We start from the raw sequence: 21216 nt of genomic DNA, 5'->3' as shown, positions 1-21216 counted from the left end.
ATCATCGCGGTCTACGGGGTCAACGATATGGCACCGTGGGGACACATGTATGTCAATCCTGGTCTAACAGAGCCTTTTTTAATCCCCGTCCCAGAAAAATCATTTAGAGGAGGTCGAGGGGAAGCTGGGGGGCGTCTCCCCAGAGTTTCTCGAGGCGGTAGAAGTCGCGGGCTTCGGGAGTGAAGACGTGGACGACAACCGAACCGTAGTCCATGAGCATCCAGGTCTTCTGCTCGCGGCCCTCGATGGAGAACGGATGCTCGCCGCAAGTCTCGGCGACCTTCTCCTCGATCTCGTCGACGATCGAATCGACCTGGCGGTTGTTGGTACCGGTGGCGAGCACAAAGTAGTCGCACACATCGGAAAGCTCGGTCAGGTCGAGCACCTGCACGTCCTCGCCCTTCTTGTCGTAGGCGGCCTGCGCGGCGGCGCGGGCGACATCCTCGGCGGCGACACCGCTCGCGGACAGCGAGGCGGCAGTGCGGTCGGACGTGGCGGCGAAGCTCTTGTGCTCCACACGTTCAAGAATCTGTTCGTCGGTCATGGTCTCGTCGGCCATGGAATACCTCTTTCTAGACAGCCCGAGCTAGCGCAGCTGGGCGTAATGGTTGTAAATCGTAATAGCCGTGGGATAAAGATAACGCCCGGTCTGGATCACGTAGACCAGACCCTGCGCAAAACAGGAGAAGAACAACTCATCGAGCGTCGACTCCCCCACCATCTTGCGCAGCGCATGCGCATAGTCGCCGTGGCGGTTGGGCTCGATGGCATCGGCCACAAAGACCACCATATCGAGCGGCGTCATGTCGCAGGCACCCACGGTGTGACGGTCGACAGCCTGGAAAACGGCCGGCGACAACTCGGGGAAAAGCTGCGGAAGCTCATAGGCGGCAACAGGACCATGCAAAAGCGGCGTCGCGGCGGAAGGAGAGCCGGCAATCTTAATGCCGTAATGCAGAGCGCGCGTAACCAGCTCGTCGTCGGAGAGCACTTTGTCCCAGTCGTGGATCAGACCGGCAGCAGCGGCATCAAAGCGGTCAACGCCGTAGACCTCGGCCAGATGAAGTGCGGTCTCGGCAACACCCAGCGAATGCACATAGCGCTTGCGCTTATCCTTCATGCGAACATCGAGCAGCTCTTGAATGCGCTTGAGCAGCGCGTGCTCATCGCCCTCAAACTGATCCTCTACCGACAACGTAGACCCCCATCACTCAAAATCTTCTTGGCCCAAATCGGCATATAGCCTGCGTTTGCGAATGTAGCCGAGCACGGACTCGCTCGTAAGATAGCGCACGCTCATACCGCGGGCAACTCGCTTGCGAATGTTCGTCGAGCTGATCGCCAGCGCCGGAATCTGAATATAGCGCACGTCGAACGGCAGCCCCGACTCTTTGATTCGGGCACGCGCCGTATCGATATCAAAGCCCGGTCGCGTCGCCGCAATAAAGGTAGCAAGCTCAGCGATTCGTTCGGCATCATGCCAAGTCACAATATCGATAATCGCGTCGGCGCCCGTAATAAAGTAGAGCTTTACCTGCGGCGGGTAAAAGTCGCGAAGGGCATGAAGCGTATCGGCCGTATAGGTTACACCCGGACGGTCGATCTCGAACCGGCTCGCCAAAAAGGCCGGGTTCGCGGCGGTGGCGAGGACCGTCATGGCATAACGGTCCTCGGCAGGCGTCACCGGCTTGTCAAGCTTAAAGGCAGGAGAGCCCGCCGGCATAAAGAGCACAGCGTCCAAGTCGAGCGACTCGCGCGCCTGCTCGGCGGTCACCAGGTGCCCGTAATGGATGGGATCAAAGGTGCCACCCATAATGCCGAGCCTAAACTCCTGCCCGTCCTCTAGAGGAAGCTCGGGCAGACCGATTCCACCGCGCAGCGACATGGCTTACTCGCCCTCCGAGGTCTCGGCATCGCCCGCGGCATCCGCCGCATCGACAACCTCGACTCCCTCATCCGCAGCATCGGCCACGTCAATGGCTTCAACGGCAACGTCCTCGCCAGCATCCTCGAGCTCCTCGTACTCCGAGAAGTCCTCGGCGCCCTCAAAGTCAAAGGCGCGCTGGCAAATGCGGACCTCGTCACCCGCACGGCAACCGGCCTTCTCGAGCGCGTCGTCAACACCCATACGCGCAAACTTATGCTGCAGGTAAATGACGGCTTCCTCGTTTTCCCAGTCGGTCTGGATGACCATGCGCTCGATGGCACGACCGACCACGCGGAAGGCACCGGGCTCTTCCTGGACAATGCGGAAACGCTTCTCACGCTGCAGGCGGCGGCGCTCCCACTCATCGTCGCGCAGGTCGACCGGTTCATCGGAGACCGCCAGCTCGGCGCGGAGCTTGGCCACCTGCTCACCTACGGCAAGCATCAACGTATTGAGACTGGCGCCCGTCACGGCAGACACGGCAAAGAACATATGTCCATCGTCGAGCGCTGCGCGCTTGAGGTCGGCAATCTTGTCGGCCGTGCCCGGCGCATCGCACTTGTTGGCAACGACGATCTGCGGACGCTCCGAAAGCTCGGCGCCATACTGCTCGAGCTCGCGGTTGATGATGTGGTAATCCTCGACCGGATCGCGATCCTCAAAACCACCCGTCATGTCGACGACGTGCATGATCAGGGCCGTACGCTCAATGTGGCGCAGGAACTGGTGACCCAGGCCCTTACCCTCGCTCGCGCCTTCGATAAGACCGGGGACGTCGGCAACGACGTAAGAATATTCACCGGCACGCACCATGCCGAGGTTCGGCACGAGCGTGGTAAACGGGTAGTCAGCAATCTTGGGACGGGCGGCACTCATGCGCGCGATGAGCGATGACTTACCCACGGAGGGAAAGCCCACGAGCGCGGCATCGGCCATAAGCTTCATCTCGAGCTCGATCCAGTGCTCCTCGGCCGGTTCGCCCAACTGGGCAAAGGCCGGAGCGCGACGCACCGACGTCACAAAGTGCGTGTTGCCCAGACCGCCGGCACCGCCGGGCGCCACGACGACGCGCTCGCCGTCGTGCACCAGGTCGGCAATCTCAAACATCGGGGTCTGCGTCTCGGGATCGAGCTCGCGCACCACGGTACCCATAGGGACCTTGAGAATCAGGTCCTCGCCGCTCTTGCCGTTACGACGGGCACCCTGCCCGTGCGTGCCGCGCTCGGCGCGAAAGTGATGCTTAAAGCGGTAATCGATCAGCGAAGACAGCTGAGCATCGGCCTGGATGACGACATTGCCGCCACGACCGCCGTCGCCGCCATCGGGGCCGCCCTTGGGGACAAATGCCTCGCGCCTAAACGACATGCATCCGGCTCCGCCGTCGCCGCCGCACACGTTAATGCGGCTGATATCGGTGAACTGTGACAACAGAATCGCCTCCTACAAAAAAGAGGGAGACCCTTGAATCCTAAAACTCAAGTGCCTCCCACATATGTGCTCTATGAAGGGTGAATTACGCGTTCGCGAGCGGGCGTACGCTGACCCTGTGCTTGATACCCTTGTGGAACTCAACGGTACCGTCGACCAGCGCGAACAGCGTGTCGTCCTTACCACGGCCAACGTTCTCACCCGGGTGGATGTGCGTGCCGTGCTGACGGACGAGAATCGTGCCCGTGGTTACCGTCTGGCCGGCATAGCGCTTCGTGCCAAGGCGCTGACCGCGGGAGTCACGGCCATTACGGGAGGAACCGAGTCCTTTTTTGTGTGCCATTGTGTATACCTACTCTTTCGTTACGAGTGTAATCTACTCGGCGACGGGAGCCTCGGCAACAGCCTCAGCCTCTGCCTTGACAGCCTTCTTGGCGCGGGAGGTAGCCTGAACCTTCACGATCTTCAGCTTGGTGAGCTGCTGACGGTGACCCTTCAGACGACGATAGCGCTTGCGCTTGTGGAACTTGAAGACCAGCTGCTTCTCGCCCTTGAACTGCTCAACGATCTGAGCGGTAACCTTGGCCTTGGCCAGCTTGTCGGGATCGGTGACGATCTTCTTACCATCGTTGAGGAAGATAACCGGCAGGGTGACCTTGTCGCCCTCATTGCCCTCGATCTTCTCGACGGTGATGACATCGTCGGTGGCGACCTTGTACTGCTTGCCGCCCGTGTTAACGATTGCGTACATGTTTACTTGCCCTTCATGCATCAGTTAGTGCAACAGCCGAATATAGTAGCAGGCGAAAATACCCCCGTCAACGAGTATGTGGAGCAAATCCACAAGTTCGCACAGGTATGGGGCTGACGAGTCGGCCCTCGTCGTCCTCGCATGCTTGATTCTGACGCTCGACATCGTAGGAGCAGATGGTCACGAGGTCTTGCATACCGGTGGAAACAATAGGTGCATCCACGCCCGGGGTCAAGCCCTGCAACAAAACATCAGCAGCAGAAAGCAAAATTTCCGGACGCATGGAGCCCTCGTTGTCGGCATGGGTGTCGAGCATGAGCACCAAATGGTCCGGGCGCTCCCCCGCCGTGAGCTCATAGCCCACGAGCGTGTGATCCAAATCCAAGCGCTTGCTCTTTTTGCCGCGCGCGTAGTCGATGCCGTGGCCCGCGCGCAGCGTGTCGATCGCACGACGCACCTCGTCGGCGCTTACGGGCGCCTCGGGATCCAAGTGCAGGTCGATGCGATACGACAGGCGCGTGAGCTGCGCCGTCAACGCCGGCGTGCGCACGTCGATGTACGCCGCCTCGATGGGCGCCAGATCGGCCGGAGACGCCGCAGCCAGGCGCCCAAACGCCTCGTCGAGCGCCACGAACTCGGTCATAAACAGGTCATACCACTCGCAGGTCGACGACGTACCCACCGGCAGCGCCGAAGAGAAGCCCACGCGCATGTGCGGAGAGAAGCCCTGCGTGACGGCATAGGGAAGTCCCGCACGGCGCACGATGCGCTCAATGGTATGGATTACTTCGAGATGGCCCAGGTACTTAAGGCGATCGCGCTTGCCATAGCGAACACGAAGCCTAAAGAGCGAGGGGTTGTCGGTCAGGCGCTCACTCATGCGCGATCACCCATCAATACATTCTTGGCGTGGAGCGTGGGGCAGATCCCGCAGCCGGTGCACGACGTGCGGGTACAGTCGGGAGTCGTGACGCCCTCGAGCGAGCGACGGTACTCGCGCTCGAGGAAGCCGCGCGTGCAGCCGGGGCTCACGTGCTCCCACGGCAGGCGCCAGTCCAACTCGTAGGGCAGGTGCACGAGCTCATTGAGGTCGATGCCGTTTTTGGCAGCAGCTTCCTTCCAGTTATCGAGCGAGAAATGCTCTACCCAGGCGTCAAAGCGAGAGCCCGAGCGCCAAGCATCGATGATGACGGGCGTCATGTCACGACCGGCGCGGGAAAGCGCGGCCTCGATGAGCGAGGTCTCGGCATCGTGGTAATGCACGCGGACGGCACGGTTGCGAACGCTCGTGATAAGCAACTTCTGGCGACGCTTGACGTCGTCGTAGTCGAGCTGCGGGCACCACTGGAACGGCGTGGCAGCCTTGGGGATAAAGACCGAAACCGAGATGGACACCGAGATCGAGCCGCGACGAGCCTTGGGCACCACGGAACGACCGAGCTCCAGCACGTGATCGGCCAGATTGGCGATGGCCACGATGTCCTCATCGCGCTCGCCGGGAAGGCCCATCATAAAGTAGAGCTTCATGCGGTTCCAGCCGGCCTCGAAGGCCGCCTTGGCCGCACGGTCCAGGTCCTCCTCGGTCACGTTCTTGTTAATGATGTCGCGCATGCGCTGGCTACCGGCCTCGGGCGCGAACGTCAGGCCGCCCTTCTTTTCGCCGGCGACCGACTCGGCCATATCCACGCCAAACGAATCCAGGCGCTGCGACGGAATAGACACGCGTATACCCGTATCCTCCAGGCGACGGTTGAGCCTGCCGAGCACGTCGCGAATGCAGGAGTGGTCGGTCGTGGAAAGCGAGGTCAGCGACACCTCGTCATAGCCGGTCTTTTCCAGACCCTGAATCACCGACGAGACGATCTGGTCGGCCGAGCGCTCGCGCACCGGGCGATACGTCATGCCGGCCTGACAAAAACGACAGCCGCGGGCGCAGCCGCGCAGGATCTCGATAGACAGGCGGTCGTGAACCAGCTGCGCATAGGGCACGCACGACTGCGACAGCGGATTCGTGGCGCCGAAATCCTCGACGACGCGCTTGTAGACCACGGTCGGCGCATCCTTGCCCTCACGCGGCACGGTGTAGCCATGCGGCGAGCAGGGCTCGTCGTGACGAACCTCATAGAGCGACGGCACGTAGTTGCCGGCAATGGATGCAAGCTGCTCGACAATCTGCGCGCGCGGGACCCCTTCGTCACGCAGGCGGCGATGCAGCTGGCAGGTCTCGAGCAGCGATTCCTCGCCCTCACCGATGAGGATGGCATCGAAGAAGGCCGCGTACGGCTCGGGGTTGTACACCGAGGGACCGCCGGCGATGATGATTGGGTCGTCTTCACCTCGGTCGGCCGCTAACAGCGGAATGCCAGCGAGGTCCAAAGCCTCGAGGAAGTTCGTCACCGCCATCTCGTGCGGCACATGCAGACCGACGATATCAAACGAAGCGACCGGCGCTGCACCCTCGAGCGATAGCAGCGGAATACCCGCCTCGCGCATGGCGTCGCCCATATCGGGCCACGGCACATAGCCGCGCTCGCAGGAGATGCCCTCGGCCTGGTTAAGGATGTTGTAGAGGATGGCGATGCCCTGGTTGGGCAGACCGACCTCGTACACATCCGGATAGATCAGGCAGCAACGGTAGTCGGCATCGGCCTTGGAAAGCGTGCCCCACTCGTGATCGATATAGCGGCTCGGCTTCTCGACCTTGGCGAGCAACGGCTCAATTAAATGAAAACAGTCTTGGTATGCAACGCGCAACGGAAAACCCCTAAGCAGCGAGATCGGATGCGTCTTGGTAGGACGCCATAGGACGGGTAGCGCCCGCGACCGTGGTCACCAGATCGCGAACGCGGGAGAACGTGGCAGTGACCACCTCGTTGGCACGGCTGTAGTCGACATCGCGCTCGTAGAGCGAAACAAGCGCACGGCCCATGCCGTAGGTGCCCGCGGCAGCAGTGAGCGCCTTGACGGCAAACCCAATATGCGGCGTCTGTTTGACGAGCGCGCGGGTGACCGCGCGGATCACAAGACCGCCGGCAAGCACGCCCGCGACCTCGTAGCCGCGCTCAGGCTTAATGCCGCGTCCAAAGACGGCAGCGAGCTCAAAGAGCATGCCCACCTGCGCCAGCGCCATAACGGGATAATCGGCGCCCGGCAAAAACACCAGTGCACCGGTCGCCATATTGGTGAGCGCGCACGAGGTGATGATACGATTGGCCGCCGCGATGCGCATGAAGGCAAAGTTCGCCGCAAAAGCCGTTTCCTTGTCGGTGCGGTCGAGAATCCAGCGGGCAAGCGTCTCGAGCAGATACGTCTTATCGGTTGCCGCTACCACGCCGAGCATGGGCGTAGACTCCTCGATAAACGGCACCTCCACAGCAGACTCGGCAAGCACGCACACGGGTGCGCCGGCGATCACGAGCTCCTGCACGGCACTCTCCAAGCGATCGGAACCACACGAGAGCACCAGTACCACATCGGTATCGGTCTTTGGAGCAATTCGCTCCTCCCCCAGACGCTCGACGCGCACAATGCCCGAGGTCGTCTGCGGCACAAAGGCGTCACGCACCGTCTCGGCCAGAAAGCGCGAGGCGGACGAATCCAGATAGACCGAAACGCGCACCGGCGTATCGGAATCCCTCTTAACGGACGCGCCCATCTTAAAAGCGCGGGTCAGCTTATCTACGGGAATTTTCATAGCAAACCCCTCCAGCGGTTACGCGGCGCCCGAACGATGCCGCCATATGGATTGTACGATACCCACCGTCAGCAGCTGAATCATCATCGAAGACGAGCCAAAGCTAATAAACGGTAGCGGAATACCGGTAATCGGCATCATGCCGATGCACATGCCGATGTTTTCGAAGGTCTGGAACGCCCACATGCCAACGATGCCCACACACGAAAGACGTAAAAACAGCGACTCACACTTAAAGGCGACGCGAATCGTCGAAAAGATCAGCAGCACGTAGAGGCAGAGGAGCAAAAAGGAACCACAAAAGCCAAAGGTCTCGGACAGAAAGGCGAAGACGAAGTCGGTGTGGAACTCAGGCAGAAAGCCGCCGGCTGACTGCGTCGCATGGCCCAAACCCTTACCAAAGAAGCCGCCCGAGCCAACGGCGATAAGCGACTGCTGCAGGTTGTAGGCATCGTCCGAATCGGCATTATCGGGGTCGATAAAGACCGTCAGACGGTTCATCTGATACTGCTTGATGAGCACATCGTGGCCGAGCAGCGAATCAAAGACCGAATCGAGCGCCAGGACGAGGGCCACCAGGCCCACGAGCAGGGCCAGGGTCGACAGCACCCATTCGCGGCGTGCACCGCTCATGCAAATGACGATGGCGCCCGAAACCAGCACGACCAGGCCCGAGCCCAGGTCGCCCATGGCGACGACGGCCAAAAACGGAATGGACAGCATGCCGCAGAGCTTGACGTAGTCGCGAACAGTATCGATGCGACCGTTATACTGCGAGCCAAGCGTAGCAATAAAGAAGATGGTGATGAGCTTGGCAAGCTCAACCGGCTGGAATGTCAAGCCGATACCGGGAATCTTGATCCAGCCCGTCATGCCCAGACCGCCCGTATAGGACAGACCCGGAATCTTGGGCGAGAAGATCACGATCAGGTCGATGACGAGTAACGCCGTCGAGAAATTGGAAATACCGCGCAGGTCGGTTCGCCAGACGAGCACCGCCAGCACCGCTCCGATGCCAATTCCCAGCAGATGACGTGAGAACGAAGCATCGGCCTTAAACTGCGAAGCCGACCAGATAATGATGGCACCGTAGGCGACGAGCGCCACAGTAGCCACGAGCACACCGATATGCACCTTTTGGCGAAACGTGCCGCGCGAGGCCGAAAGTTGCTTGTTGACACGGTCCAGGCTGCTGCGAGAGCCGGTCTTGGTTGAACGGAACAGATCCGCCGGAGAAAAATCCATCGCAACCTCCTATCGAACCGAAGAATCGCCCGAGGCCGAAGAGGTATCGGGCTCGTCATAAATCACGCCGAGCACGTCGCGCACGACATGCATCGCGGTATCCGAGCCGCCGCCGCCCTGCTCCAGGACAGTAGCGATGACATACTTGGGGTCATCGGCCGGTGCATAGGCGCAGAACCAAGCGTATTCGTCCTCGCCGCTTTTCTCGCCCGTGCCCGACTTGCCGTATACCTGCGGCGTCAGGGTGCCAAAGTGCGCCGCCAGGGACGTCGATGCCGTGTAAATCACGTCGTGCATGCCGTTGCGAACTAGAGCCAAATCCGAATCGCTGTTGATCTTGGCCTCCAGGCGCTTCTTCTTGCCCTTGCCGTTGTACTTATAGGCATCGCCGTCGCCATCGCGCGACACGGCAGACAAAAACACGTGAGGCACGTACTGTTTGCCGCCGTTGGCAAGACCCATATAGGCGCACGCCATCTGCAGGGGCGTCACCAGGATGTCACCCTGACCGATAGCAATGTTGGTCATATCGCCGGCATTCCACTTGCGGTCCTCGGCAGAGGCGTCGGTGAAGTACGACTCTTTCCACTCGGCATCGGGAATACGGCCCGCGCCCTCACTCGGCAGATCGATACCGCAGGTCTTGCCTAGACCCCAGCGACGAAAGACCTCCTGCAGGCCCTCGGAATGTTTCTCGTCATAAAAGAACGCCTTGCCCATGTCGTAGAAGACGGGGTCGCACGAGTTGGCGATACCCGACTGCAGCGTCATGGTGCCGTGGCCGGAATGCAGCCAGCAGTACTTGCCCCACGACTTGCCCAGACCCGTCCAATAGCCCGTGCAGTTGGTCGTCTGCCCCGACGTGTAGGTTCCAAACTCAAGACCGGCCAGTGCCGAGAGCGGCTTGATGGTCGAAGCCGACATGTACTGTCCGCTAATGGCGCGGTTGAGCAGCGGGTGCGAACCCTTGTCATCATTGAGCTCGGTCCACACGTCATTTGAGACGCCGCCGATAAAGACGGACGGATCGAACTTGGGCTGGCTCGCCATGCCCAGGATCTCGCCATTGTTGGGATCGAGACACACCACAGCGCCGTTGCCGGCATTGCTGTAGCCAGTGGTCTTGGCAAGCTCGATAGCGCTCGCCAGTGCCGTCTCACAGGCCTGTTGGATCTTAAGGTCGAGCGTGAGCTTAATGTCGGAGCCGGCCTTCGCGGGCACGGCGCCGGCCTGACCGGTCACATTGCCCGAGGCATCGACCTTGACGGTCTGCTCGCCACGAATACCCTGCAGCAGGTTTTCGTAGTAGCTCTCAACGCCCGCCTGGCCCACGATATCGCCCGACTGGTACGTAATCTTGCCAGCAGAAGCATCATCATCGCCAGAGGTTTTCTTATTCTGGGCCTCGAGCTGCTCGGAGGTAATGGTGCCGGTATAGCCCAAGATATGACATGCCGTCTCGCCATATGGATACTGGCGCTCGGTACGCTCGGCAATCTTGACGCCCGGGAACTCGCCGGCATGCTCCTGAATATAGGCGACCGTGGAGCGACGGACGTCCGTCGCGATGGTATGCAGGCTCTGAGCGCCCTCTGTATTGTCCTGAATATTGCGAAGGACCGCCACGTAAGGCATTCCGAGCACGTTGGCAAGATGGCGAACCAGAACCTCATCCTCGGCAAGGTCGCGGTAGGCCACGACAGCAAGTGAGGGACGGTTCTGGACAAGCGCCACGCCATTGCGGTCGAGGATGCGGCCGCGCACAGCGGGAGTGGTAACAGTGCGAGTCTGATTGCTATTAGCCTGCTTCTCGTAATAGTCCGACGAGACCATCTGCATGCCCCACAGCTTGACGGCGAGCGCCGCAAACATCGCGCCCACACCCGTGGTGAGGATGGAAAAGCGGCCCTTAAAGGCGGTCGCCGCGGTATTGCCCTCGCCCTCGGTGGCGCGCGGGGCCGTTCCATGCTGCGTATCGTAGGTAAAACGGGAATCGCCACGACGCATGATGACCAGCGCGACCACGATGGCCACAACCAGCACGATACCGGCGATAATAACCGTCAACTGGGAAGACATCTACGGGCCTCCCCTATTTGAGCTTGCGGGTCTTGGGCTTAAAGCGCATACCCGTCTGGCGTCCGCCACGTGCGGAGAATCCATAGCCGGACTGCGGCACGACGCCGGACATCAAAAACGGAATGGCAACCAGACCCGTCAGGATCGAGGACGGCAGCGCATGGCCGAAGATCGCCACAACAAAGCTCGTCTCTAAACCCATAAACAGCAAGATGATGCTGTAAATCACATTAATGACGAGCGCAAAGGCGCCCACAGTGACGCCGCGCGCACTCGGGGTACCGCCCGTCTGACCGACGGCGCTGTGCACCAGGGCAAAAGAACCCACGGTCAGCAGGAGCGACATAACGCCCACCGGCACGGCAGCGGACAGGTCATAGAACAAGCCGCTGCAAAAACCGCACACGACGGCACGGGTCGGGTCGCCCGAGAACACGCTTAGGCACACCAGGATAATCATGAAGTTGACGCGACCGCCCGCAATGGAGATCTGCGGTGCCAGGCCTGCCTGCAGCAGCACGCACACAATGGCGGCGATTACAAACGTGCGGGAGCTCATCCCCTGCTCGTGTAGATCCATGGACATGCCCCCTATTCGCTCGAGCCGGAATCGGTCGTCTCGGACGTGTCGGAACTGTCATCCGAGCTCTCGTCCTTCGTCTTGGTCGCAGCATCGCGCGACATTCCCTGCGGCGTGCTGTTGGCCGTGCTCACGTCCTCATCCGAGGCCGACTGTTCGTCGGTCAGCGAGGTGATGACCAGCACTTCCTCGTTGTTCTCGGCCGTGGTCTGGGCGCGCACCACAATGGTGTAGTACACGTCGTTTGCCGATTTCTCGACCGACGAGACGGTGCCGAGCGGTAGACCCTTGGGGAACACACCGCCAATGCCCGAGGTCACGATGATGTCGCCAACCTTAACATCGGAGTCGACGCTCACGTACTCAAGACGCAGCGTGCCGTCAGCCTGACCCTGCAGCATGCCTTGGGCGCGCGTGTCCTGCACCATAGCGGACACGCCCGAGTTCTCGTCGCCAATCAGGCGCACGGTGGACGTCTTGGCCGAGACTTCGATGATCTGGCCGATAACACCGGCCGAACTCGTCACAGGCATGTTGATGGTAAGGCCGTCGGCAGAGCCCTTGTCGATGGTGACGGTCGAGGTCCAGGCATCGCCCGAGGCACCAACAATACGAGCTGCGGTCGATTTGAGGTTATAGGTCGACTGCAGGCCGACCAGCCCCTCCAGACGCTCGGCGGTCTTTTGAGCCTCGGAGAGCTCAGCAACCTTAGAGGTCAGTTCCTCGTTTTGCTTCTTAAGATCGTCAAGCGTGTCCTGCGACGCCGTAAGGTTAGAGAACACGTTGCCGATCGCATTGAAGGGAGCCGCCACAGCCGAGCCCACAAAGCGCACCGGCGAGGTAATCGTCGTTACGCCCGAACGCACGGCATGAATCGGTCCTGCCTCGCCCTCGCGGATGTAAAACGTGAGCAGCAACACCGAAATCAGGCTGAAAACAATCAACGGGCGCATACCCGTTGATTGTCGCTTGGTATTCAGATTTGTGGAGAAACCCGAAGATCGTGCCAAATGGAATCCACCTTTTGGAAATTAAGCATTGGTCTGGACGAAGCCGCCATCAAACGCATTGGCCTCGAGCACGCGGGCACAGCCGTTAACAACGTTATCGAGCGCCGTGGGGCTGACGTTGACCGAAACGCCGGTCTCATCGCGCAGGCGCACGTCGAGACCGCGCAGCAGCGCGCCGCCACCGGTCAGCAAAATGCCGTAGTACATAAGGTCAGAGGCAAGATCGGGAGGCGTAGCGTCGAGTGCGTCCTTGACGGCCTTGGCCATCTCGTCGAGTGGCTTGTTGAGTGCGCGACGAATCTCCTCGCTCTCGATGCGCACGGTCTTGGGCAGACCGGTGATCACGTCGCGGCCGTTGACCTCGACATCGAGCTCGTCCTTGAGCGGCACGGCGGAGCCGACCTTGATCTTGATGTCCTCTGCCGTACGCTCGCCGATGGCCAGGTTGTAGGCATCACGAACGTGCGTGAGGATGGCCTGATCGAACTCGTCGCCGGCAATACGGATGGACTGCGAGACGACGATGCCGCCCATAGCGATAACGGCAACCTCGGTGGTACCGCCACCGATGTCGATGACCATGGAGCCGGTGGGCTCCTCGACGGGCAGGTCGGCGCCGATAGCGGCAGCCATGGGCTCCTCGATCAGGTAGGCCTGGCGAGCGCCGGCCTGGATCGTGGCCTCAAATACGGCACGCTTCTCGACCGACGTGACGCCGGAGGGAACGCAGACGACAACGCGCGGACGCGGGGTCCACGGATAGCGCTTCTCGGAAGCCTTGTCGATAAAGTAGCGAAGCATGGCTTCGGTAACATCGAAGTCGGCGATGACGCCGTCCTTCAGGGGACGAACGGCCACGATGTTGCCGGGCGTACGGCCAAGCATGCGCTTTGCCTCGATACCGACCGCCAGGATGCGCTCGTCGTTCTTGTCGATGGCGACGACGGAGGGCTCACGAATGACGATGCCCTTGCCGCGCACGGAGACAAGCGTATTTGCGGTGCCGAGGTCGATGGCAAGATCGCCCGCATAGCTACCGAAGAACATATCCATCAAAGAAAACAACGCAACTCCTGATGTGTTGGATGATTGCTGGAAAACTACTAGCTCATCATACTAGCGCAAGCCCGGCACCTCACTTGCGGTGAAGCGCCGGGCAAAGCTAAATCCCATAAGGTCACTACCGGTTGTCAGCAGCCGAGAAATCCATATCGAGCGAGGAAACGGCCCAGCCGATATGGTTGTCGGAGCGCACGAATTTGACGGTGTACTCCTGCTCGCCGCCCTTGGACAGCGATGCCTTCACCTTAGCGGTCGTCTCGGTCATGGACTGATCCATGCCCTCGACGGACACGGTGGCGCCCTGCGGAATCGAAGAGATGATCATCGACTTGGCGTCCTCGGACAGACTCGAGGCCAGGCAAGACTCGGCCTTTGCGGTGTCACCGTCCCCGGCAGCCTGGAACAGATCGGAAACGACAGACTCCTGAGACGGGAAGCCAAAGCCGCGCGTGTAGGCAAAGCCCAGACCGCCCGCGGCGATCAAAATGAGCAGAAGCAGCACGATGAAGACTTTGAGACCCGTGTGGCGATGGCGACGACGGACCTTGGCCTGCTTACGATCCTGACGGTCCTGCTGGACCATCTCGGACTCGGACAGCGTAAAGAAGCCGGTGTCCGAGGGATCGGGCATAAACTGACCGGTCGCGCCCGTAGGATCGAGCGGATCGACGGCAGGAGCGTCCATCGCGGGCGCCGGAGCCGTGGCCATAGCCGTCTGGGCAGACAGCGCGTCAAGCGAATCGTGCACGCGGGCAAGCTCATCGGCCTGCTCGGAGGTGAGCTGGTAGATGCCATCGGCAGTAGCGGCGTTAAAGGCGTCGAGTGCGTCGGAGGGACGGCCGGCGGCAGAAAGCGCCTGACCCATGCCGGCGTTGAGCGCACGCGTGTCGTCACGGGGACCGGCAAAGTCGATAGCCGTGCGGTAGGTCTCCACGGCATCCGCCGGACGGCCGAGCTTAATGAAGCAACGACCGAGCTCGCCGAGTGCGGCGGCAGGAGCCGGATTGGCGCCGTCGATGGCAGCCTGACGGAAGGCAGTTCCTGCGTTGGCATAGTCGCCCGACTGGAACAGCGCGTTACCCAGGCCCAGATAGGCCTTGAACGGCGTGGCATAGGAAGCATCCTGCGTAGCGGCAGAAAACGCCTGAGCGGCCGTCGTGTAGTCGCCCACGGCGGCGAGCGCCTTGCCGCGGTTGGTGAGCAGCGCGCCGCGCTTGCCGTAGGTGCCGTCGTTGAGGGCGGCGGCATAGGCCTCGGCGGCCTCGGCATACATGCCCAGGTGCATCAAGGCGTTGCCACGAAGGTGATCGGCCTCGCCCATAATCTCATCGGGAGTCTTTGCCGCACCAAGCATCTGGGCTGCAGCGGAAAAATCACCCGCGCGGTAAGCGGCGCGGCCCTGTTGGATCAGCTGGCTATTCAAGGAAGTCCCCTTTACTCGTGAACGATCTCGACGTGGACGATCTCGTCGCCGGCACGCAGCTGCGAAATCACATCGAGACCCTCGACCGTGGTGCCAAAGACGGTGTAACCGGAATCGAGGTTATGCTGGGCGCCCAGGCAGAAGTAGAACTGCGAACCCGCGGAATCGGGGTCCATGGAGCGTGCCATGGCAAGGGCGCCATCGACATGGCTGTTGCGCGGATTGGTGGCAAACTCGCCCTTGATGCAGTAGCCGGGGCCACCGGTACCGGGCATGCCGTCGGGGCCCTCAAGACCGGCAGCGACGTCGGCGCCGGACATATCGCGGGTATTGGGGTCGCCGCCCTGGATGACAAAACCGGGCACATAGCGATGGAACTTAAGGCCATCGTAGAAACCCATCGTGGAAAGCTCGCAGAAGTTCGCGACATGAATGGGAGCACCCTCGCCGTCAAACTTGACCTTGATGGTACCCTTCGACGTCTCGATAACGGCGCACTCGTCGCCGGCAAGCTGATACTCGGGCGTGTAGAGCTCTTTCTTAAAACCAAACATGTGGTTCCTTCCTCGTGCGTTTAAAGCATATTTGTACGAATTGTAGCAATAAGCATGCGCTTACATCAATTGCGCACGTAGGTTATGCCGACTATGGCGAACTAATTTTAGGAACGCTGCTGCGGCTTCCAGGAACCCACATTGGCGTCGTACTGGTTCAGCGCGCTGTTGCCGCCCTGCGCGATGGGCGCCAGGATCTCGCTTTGGTGGGAACTCATCGACTCACCATCAGGAATGGCCAGCGAGATATCCCAGCTCTGGCAGATCACGTCGACGCGCTCGTACATCCACTCGGCAAGCTGCTTTAAGTGCGCGATGTCATCCGCATAGACCGTATCGTCCTGATACTTAAGGTTGTTGAGCTCATCTTGCGTCTTTTTGATCTGGTCGCGCAGGGCGTAGGCACTCTGCGACAGCTCCTGACGGGTGGACAGCGGCGATCGGAGATAGCCGTTGTTAAAGGAATCGATGACCTCGCCGATCTGGTCCTCATCACCGTAGGACACGATGGTCTGATACAGACCGTCGAGCCTGGTATAGAGCTGATCATCGGTGAGCACGGTTTCTTCCTGGACCACCTCGGCAGAATCGTCCTGCTTGGTATCGTCCTCAGTCGCCTCGCCCTTTTGGCGCGTAGGGAAGGTCGTCTGCGCGGCCTGGCCAAACTGGTCGTAGAAGCCAGGCATGACACCCATGGGATCGACCGTCACGAACCAATAGGCACCGCCGCAAAGGACGGCAAGGACCGCGATGACGATGAGCGGCTTGGGGATATGACGCTTGTGCTTGTGATAGGCGTCCTCGTCGGGGTGCACCTTGCGCTTGGTTTTTTGAGCATCGTCATGCAGGGAAACGGGCGTGGGAATATCGACCTTGGGGATCCCGAAATCCTTATCGAAAGCCGGCAACACGCAGGTCTCGTTAGGATCGGCGGCGTCCGAAAGCACCGCAGCGGCAGAGGCCGGCGCATGCGGCACCTCGGTATCGATCTGCTCTTGCGTTAGGCGCGGAAAGCCCGCCGTGCGGCCCGCTGCCAGGTCGGATGCGGCCGCGTCCTCGGAGAGGATACCCGGAGCGGGGCGTCCGCATTTGGGGCACGTACGATCATGCGGAGAAAGACGGGCACCGCAGCCCTCGCAGAACACGAACTCGGTGTGCTCGGGGCCATCTCCCGGACCCACATAGGCGTTGCAGTAGGGGCAGAACGAGGCGCCGTCCTCGATAGTCTTAAGGCAATGCGGGCAGATCACGGCATCCTCTTTTCGAAGCAATTCAAACAATCGAGGTTAGAGCATAACATCGCCACGGCCCCACAGGAGCAAGGCACCAATTCAACATCGCCAGGGCGCGTAGTTACTTCTTCTTTTTGCTTGGCATCGAGACTTTGATGCCTTGGGCGGACTTGGTCACGCGAGAGCGCTTGGCTCCGGTACTCCTCTTTTTCTTGGGCTGGGCCTGGGCCACGCCCTCGAGTGCACGGGCCTCGGCCTCGCGAGCGGTGCGATCTTCGCGGCGCTGCGCCATGTCGGCGGCGACGCGCTTGGCAAAACGCTCGGCCGTCGAACCCGTCGAGCTCACCTTGCCGCCACCGCGACCCAGGTGGACGCGCACACCACGGCCAAAACCAGTTGCGGCATGACGACGACGCGGCTTGAGCGAATCCATCATCGGGGCGAGCTTAAAGAACACCGAGCAGGTAAAGACCACGATAACAGCCAAGATAACCATCTGGCCCATCGACAGGTTGGCAATAGACAGCAGCTCCGGGAATCCGATAACGCCCACCAGGATGCCGGCGACTACAAACACAAAGAGCACCACACGTAAGGGCGTGAGAGGCTGCGAGATGCGCCAGATTAGGCTGACGCTCGCCGCGCACGACGTAAGCAGGCACATCGTAGACAGCGTGAGCTGGCTAAAGCCAAACACGCGCGCCACAAAGATATCGAGCGCCGCAGCCAAAATGACCGCAATCGACGCCGGCAGTGCACGCTTGAGTACGTTGCTCAAAAACGCACCCTTCACACGAGCATTGTTGGGCTCCAGGCCCAACACAAAGCCCGGCGCGCCGATGCAGAAGAAGTTAATGAGCGTCATCTGGATGGGCTCGAAGGGGTACGGCGGCAGCGCGATACACAGCGCCGTCAGGCCCATCGAGAACAGCGTCTTGGTCAGGAACAGTGAGGCCGAACGCTGTAGGTTGTTGATGGAGCGACGGCCCTCGGCCACCACGGCGGGCATCGAGGCAAAATCGTTGTCGACGAGTACGATCTCGGCCACGTTGCGCGCGGCATCGGAGCCGGCCGCCATGGCGACGGAGCAGTCGGCCTCCTTGAGCGCCAGCACGTCGTTGACGCCGTCGCCCGTCATGGCCACGGTGTGCTCGCGGCGCTTGAGCGCCTGCACGAGCTCGCGCTTCTGCTGCGGGGTCACACGACCAAAGACATGGTAGCGGTCCACTGCGGCATCGAGCTTGGCCGGCGTATCGAGCGTCGTGGCGTCCACATAAGCGTCCGCCCCCGGCACGCCCACCACGCGCGCGATCGACGACACCGTACGCGGGTCGTCGCCGCTGATCACGTTGAGGGTCACGCCCTGCTCGTTAAAGTAGCCGATGGTCTCGGCCGCCGAGGTACGAATCTCGTCGCGGATGGTCACAAAGCCCACGGGCTCGGCCTCGCCCACCATATCGCCATCGGGCGTAAAGCCGTCCACGCGAGCCACCACGAGCACGCGGCAGGTATCGGCAAGCTCGGCGACACGATTCTCGACCTGCGAAAACACACGCTCCGAAAGCACAAACTGCGCGGCGCCCATCACATAGGAGCCCTGCGCAAACGAAGCGCCACTCCATTTTTTAGACGACGAGAACGGAATGACCGACAGCGGCTCGGACACCTCGACCGGACGATCGGCGTAATAGTTGAGCAGCGCCTGGCAGGTCTCGTTGGCATCGGCCGAAGTCGCACGCGCGACGTTAGCCAGCGCAAAATCGAGCACCGTGGTATCGACGGGAACAGTCGCCTCGTCCGAGTCCACGCCAAAGCCAACACCCTCAACCGGCAGCGGGTAGGTGCCCTCGACCTCCATACGACCCGAGGTAATGGTGCCCGTCTTGTCCAGGCACAGCACGTCGACGCGAGCGAGCGTCTCGATGCAGTAGAGCTGCTGTGCCAGCACCTTGCGACGCGCCAGGCGCACCGTGGCGATGGCGAGCACCGACGAGGTCAGCAGCACCAGGCCCTGCGGGATCATGCCCAGCAGGGCGCCCACCGTGGACAGCAGCGCCGACGAAGGCACATGACCAGCCAACAGCTCGGAGAAGCACCACGAAAGCGCGCTATCGCCCGGGGTTCCCGCGGCATCCCACAGCTCGCTCACACTCGAGGCAAACAACGCCAAACCGAGCGGGATCATGATAATGCTCGCAAAGCGCACGATGGCATTAAGCGCGTTCATGATCTCGGAATTGACCTTTTTGACGTACTTGGCCTCGTTATTTATTTTGGCCACGTAGTTGTCGGCGCCGACATGGATCACGCGGGCGCGCAGCAGGCCCGAGTCGATAAAGCTGCCGCTCATGAGCTCGGAACCGGGCTGTTTCTTAATAAGGTCGCTCTCGCCCGTCAGCAGGCTCTCGTTCACGAGAGCCTCGCCCGAAACCACCACGGCATCAGCGGGAATCTGGTCGCCGCGCCCCAGGCGGATGATGTCGTCGAGCACGATCTGGTCCAGGTCGAGCTCCACCTCGGCGCCGTCGCGCACCGCGATGGCCTTCTTGGAGGTCAACAGCGTGAGCTTATCGACCATCTTCTTGGAACGCATGGACTGGATGACGCCAATAGCGGTATTGAGGAACACCACGAACAGGAACGTCAGATTCTTAAACGAACCGGTCAAAATGACCAGGAACGCCAAGATCACGTTGATCAAATTGAACAGCGTGCAGAGGTTCTCGATGATGAGCTCTTTGACCGACTTGGTCTTGAGTTCCATGTTGCGGTTGATTTTACCGGCGGCGATGCGCTCCTCGACCTCGGCGGTCGAGAGTCCGCGCTCGATATCCGTTGCTGCCATACCACGTCCCATCACGTCGCGTCGGTATAAGAAAAACCGCCCGGACCATGCGAGGTTCGGACGGTCTTACGTTCGATGGTGCCCCATGTTGGATTCGAACCAACGGCCTTCTGCTCCGGAGGCAGACGCTCTAATCCCCTGAGCTAATAGGGCGAACGACTGGCATTATACCCAAGTGCGCCACGGGCTATCAAAATAAAAGAAAAAGCTTTGCAATTCCGAGGAAGACGCGGCGCAACGGCCCACTTTAGAAGGCAAAAGCGAGTCAGATAGTATAAACTCTCATGCACCATATATACACGGCTCGCGATGCGGGCCGTTTTTGCAAAAGTTATCCATCGAGGTGAGAGGCACACCATGATTGCAATTCTAAAGCAGAGCGCCAGCGACGAGGCCGTCAGCCATATCGTCAGCTGGATTGAGAAAAAAGGCCTGAAGACCGACGTCTCGCGCGGCGAGAACGAGACGATCATCGGCCTGGTGGGCGATACGACCAAGATCGACCCGTTCCTGCTCGAGTCTATGGATGTCGTCGAGCGCGTGCAGCGCGTCTCCGAGCCTTTTAAGCGTGCCAACCGCAAATTCCACCCCGAGGATTCCGTCATCGACTGCGGCCACGGCGTCAAGATCGGCGGCGACCAGTTCCAGGTCATCGCCGGTCCCTGCTCCGTCGAGGGCGAGAACCTCATCCGCATCGCACGCCGCGTGAAGGCCGCCGGCGCCACGATGCTGCGCGGTGGCGCCTACAAGCCCCGCACCTCCCCCTACGCCTACCAGGGCATGGGCCCCGCCGGCCTCGACCTGCTGTGCGAGGCGTCTGCCGAGCTCGACATGCCGATCGTCACCGAGATCATGGACCCACGCGACGTACAGGTCTTCTTGGACAAGAAGATTGACGTCATGCAGATCGGCGCCCGCAACGCCCAGAATTTCCCCCTGCTCAAGGAGGTCGGCAAGACCCAGACTCCGATCTTGCTTAAGCGCGGCATGTCCGGCACGATCGACGAGCTGCTCATGGCCGCCGAGTACATCATGAGCGAGGGCAACGACAACGTCATCCTGTGCGAGCGCGGTATCCGCACCTTCGAGACCCGCACCCGCAACACCTTCGACCTCAACGCCGTGCCGGTGCTGCACCACCTGTCGCACCTGCCCGTCGTCGCCGACCCCAGCCACGCCACCGGCTACACCCGCTACGTTGAGCCCATGGCGCTCGCTGCGACCGCCTGCGGTGCCAACGGCCTGGAGATCGAGGTCCACGACGAGCCGAGCCGCGCCTGGTCCGACGGCGCCCAGGCCCTCACCCCCGATCAGTTCGACGACACCATGCGCCGCATCCGAGCCATCCGCGAGGTTGTCTGCCAAGAGACCGTTCAGGAGTAGCCC

At 61.0% G+C, this 21216-nt stretch carries 19 protein-coding genes and 1 tRNA gene; 1 reads left to right on the top strand and 19 read right to left on the bottom strand.

Translation table 11 applies throughout. The features are described from left to right. Nucleotides 1-103: 103 nt before the first annotated feature. The 19 genes from rsfS to AB5202_RS06010 all read right to left on the bottom strand — a co-directional run bounded on the left by rsfS (nucleotide 104) and on the right by AB5202_RS06010 (nucleotide 19983). A complete protein-coding gene (gene rsfS / locus AB5202_RS06100) occupies nucleotides 104-559 on the bottom strand; it encodes a ribosome silencing factor (RefSeq protein WP_368143865.1) in 456 nt (151 codons plus the stop codon). Nucleotides 560-586: 27 nt separating this feature from the next. Continuing rightward, nucleotides 587-1120, bottom strand: a complete 534-nt coding sequence (gene yqeK / locus AB5202_RS06095) for a bis(5'-nucleosyl)-tetraphosphatase (symmetrical) YqeK (protein WP_368143901.1) — start codon at nucleotides 1118-1120, stop codon at nucleotides 587-589. A gap of 87 nt (nucleotides 1121-1207) precedes the next feature. After that, on the bottom strand, nucleotides 1208-1885 hold the full coding sequence (gene nadD, locus AB5202_RS06090) for a nicotinate-nucleotide adenylyltransferase (protein ID WP_055285119.1): 678 nt from the start codon (nucleotides 1883-1885) through the stop codon (nucleotides 1208-1210). A 3-nt stretch (nucleotides 1886-1888) separates the two neighbouring features. Then, nucleotides 1889-3355: a GTPase ObgE gene (obgE, locus tag AB5202_RS06085; protein ID WP_368143866.1), complete on the bottom strand. Its 1467-nt coding sequence runs from the start codon at nucleotides 3353-3355 to the stop codon at nucleotides 1889-1891. An 85-nt stretch (nucleotides 3356-3440) separates the two neighbouring features. Next, entirely contained in the window at nucleotides 3441-3698 is a 258-nt protein-coding gene (gene rpmA, locus AB5202_RS06080; protein ID WP_006236075.1) for a 50S ribosomal protein L27, read from the bottom strand. 33 nt (nucleotides 3699-3731) lie between these two features. Further along, on the bottom strand, nucleotides 3732-4106 hold the full coding sequence (gene rplU / locus AB5202_RS06075) for a 50S ribosomal protein L21 (RefSeq protein WP_035138585.1): 375 nt from the start codon (nucleotides 4104-4106) through the stop codon (nucleotides 3732-3734). Nucleotides 4107-4173: 67 nt separating this feature from the next. Beyond that, a complete protein-coding gene (locus AB5202_RS06070; protein ID WP_055285117.1) occupies nucleotides 4174-4986 on the bottom strand; it encodes a TIGR03936 family radical SAM-associated protein in 813 nt (270 codons plus the stop codon). Further along, nucleotides 4983-6860 (bottom strand): TIGR03960 family B12-binding radical SAM protein, encoded by a 1878-nt coding sequence (locus AB5202_RS06065; protein WP_055309861.1) that lies wholly within the window; start codon nucleotides 6858-6860, stop codon nucleotides 4983-4985. The genes AB5202_RS06070 and AB5202_RS06065 overlap by 4 nt, the downstream gene beginning before the upstream one ends. Nucleotides 6861-6870: 10 nt before the next feature. Next, complete coding sequence (locus AB5202_RS06060; protein WP_368143867.1) at nucleotides 6871-7800, bottom strand: YcjF family protein; 930 nt, start codon at nucleotides 7798-7800, stop codon at nucleotides 6871-6873. Between the two features lie 18 nt (nucleotides 7801-7818). Further along, nucleotides 7819-9045 (bottom strand): FtsW/RodA/SpoVE family cell cycle protein, encoded by a 1227-nt coding sequence (locus tag AB5202_RS06055; RefSeq protein WP_022094759.1) that lies wholly within the window; start codon nucleotides 9043-9045, stop codon nucleotides 7819-7821. A gap of 9 nt (nucleotides 9046-9054) precedes the next feature. Beyond that, nucleotides 9055-11124: a penicillin-binding protein 2 gene (gene mrdA, locus AB5202_RS06050; protein ID WP_368143868.1), complete on the bottom strand. Its 2070-nt coding sequence runs from the start codon at nucleotides 11122-11124 to the stop codon at nucleotides 9055-9057. A gap of 13 nt (nucleotides 11125-11137) precedes the next feature. Next, complete coding sequence (locus AB5202_RS06045) at nucleotides 11138-11704, bottom strand: rod shape-determining protein MreD (RefSeq protein WP_022094761.1); 567 nt, start codon at nucleotides 11702-11704, stop codon at nucleotides 11138-11140. A gap of 11 nt (nucleotides 11705-11715) precedes the next feature. After that, the gene (gene mreC, locus AB5202_RS06040) at nucleotides 11716-12657 is read right to left on the bottom strand and encodes a rod shape-determining protein MreC (RefSeq protein WP_368143869.1); all 942 of its coding nucleotides are present in this window, start codon (nucleotides 12655-12657) and stop codon (nucleotides 11716-11718) included. A 78-nt stretch (nucleotides 12658-12735) separates the two neighbouring features. Beyond that, the gene (locus AB5202_RS06035; protein ID WP_006236061.1) at nucleotides 12736-13767 is read right to left on the bottom strand and encodes a rod shape-determining protein; all 1032 of its coding nucleotides are present in this window, start codon (nucleotides 13765-13767) and stop codon (nucleotides 12736-12738) included. A gap of 127 nt (nucleotides 13768-13894) precedes the next feature. Continuing rightward, on the bottom strand, nucleotides 13895-15199 hold the full coding sequence (locus AB5202_RS06030; RefSeq protein ID WP_368143870.1) for a tetratricopeptide repeat protein: 1305 nt from the start codon (nucleotides 15197-15199) through the stop codon (nucleotides 13895-13897). 11 nt (nucleotides 15200-15210) lie between these two features. Further along, nucleotides 15211-15753, bottom strand: a complete 543-nt coding sequence (locus AB5202_RS06025; protein ID WP_006236059.1) for a peptidylprolyl isomerase — start codon at nucleotides 15751-15753, stop codon at nucleotides 15211-15213. Between the two features lie 107 nt (nucleotides 15754-15860). Continuing rightward, nucleotides 15861-17003 (bottom strand): zinc ribbon domain-containing protein, encoded by a 1143-nt coding sequence (locus AB5202_RS06020; RefSeq protein WP_368143871.1) that lies wholly within the window; start codon nucleotides 17001-17003, stop codon nucleotides 15861-15863. Between the two features lie 103 nt (nucleotides 17004-17106). Then, the gene (locus tag AB5202_RS06015; RefSeq protein WP_368143873.1) at nucleotides 17107-19830 is read right to left on the bottom strand and encodes an HAD-IC family P-type ATPase; all 2724 of its coding nucleotides are present in this window, start codon (nucleotides 19828-19830) and stop codon (nucleotides 17107-17109) included. Nucleotides 19831-19906: 76 nt separating this feature from the next. After that, a tRNA-Arg gene (locus AB5202_RS06010) sits at nucleotides 19907-19983 on the bottom strand. Between the two features lie 204 nt (nucleotides 19984-20187). On the opposite strand from AB5202_RS06010, the gene aroF reads away from it, so the two are divergent. Further along, on the top strand, nucleotides 20188-21213 hold the full coding sequence (gene aroF / locus AB5202_RS06005) for a 3-deoxy-7-phosphoheptulonate synthase (RefSeq protein WP_368143874.1): 1026 nt from the start codon (nucleotides 20188-20190) through the stop codon (nucleotides 21211-21213). Nucleotides 21214-21216 lie beyond the last annotated feature (3 nt).

This window comes from Collinsella aerofaciens, from assembly GCF_040915545.1.
GTDB classification, from domain to species: domain Bacteria; phylum Actinomycetota; class Coriobacteriia; order Coriobacteriales; family Coriobacteriaceae; genus Collinsella; species Collinsella aerofaciens_BE.
Note: the sequence above shows the minus strand (reverse complement) of the source record. Positions and strands in the feature narration are given on the sequence as shown.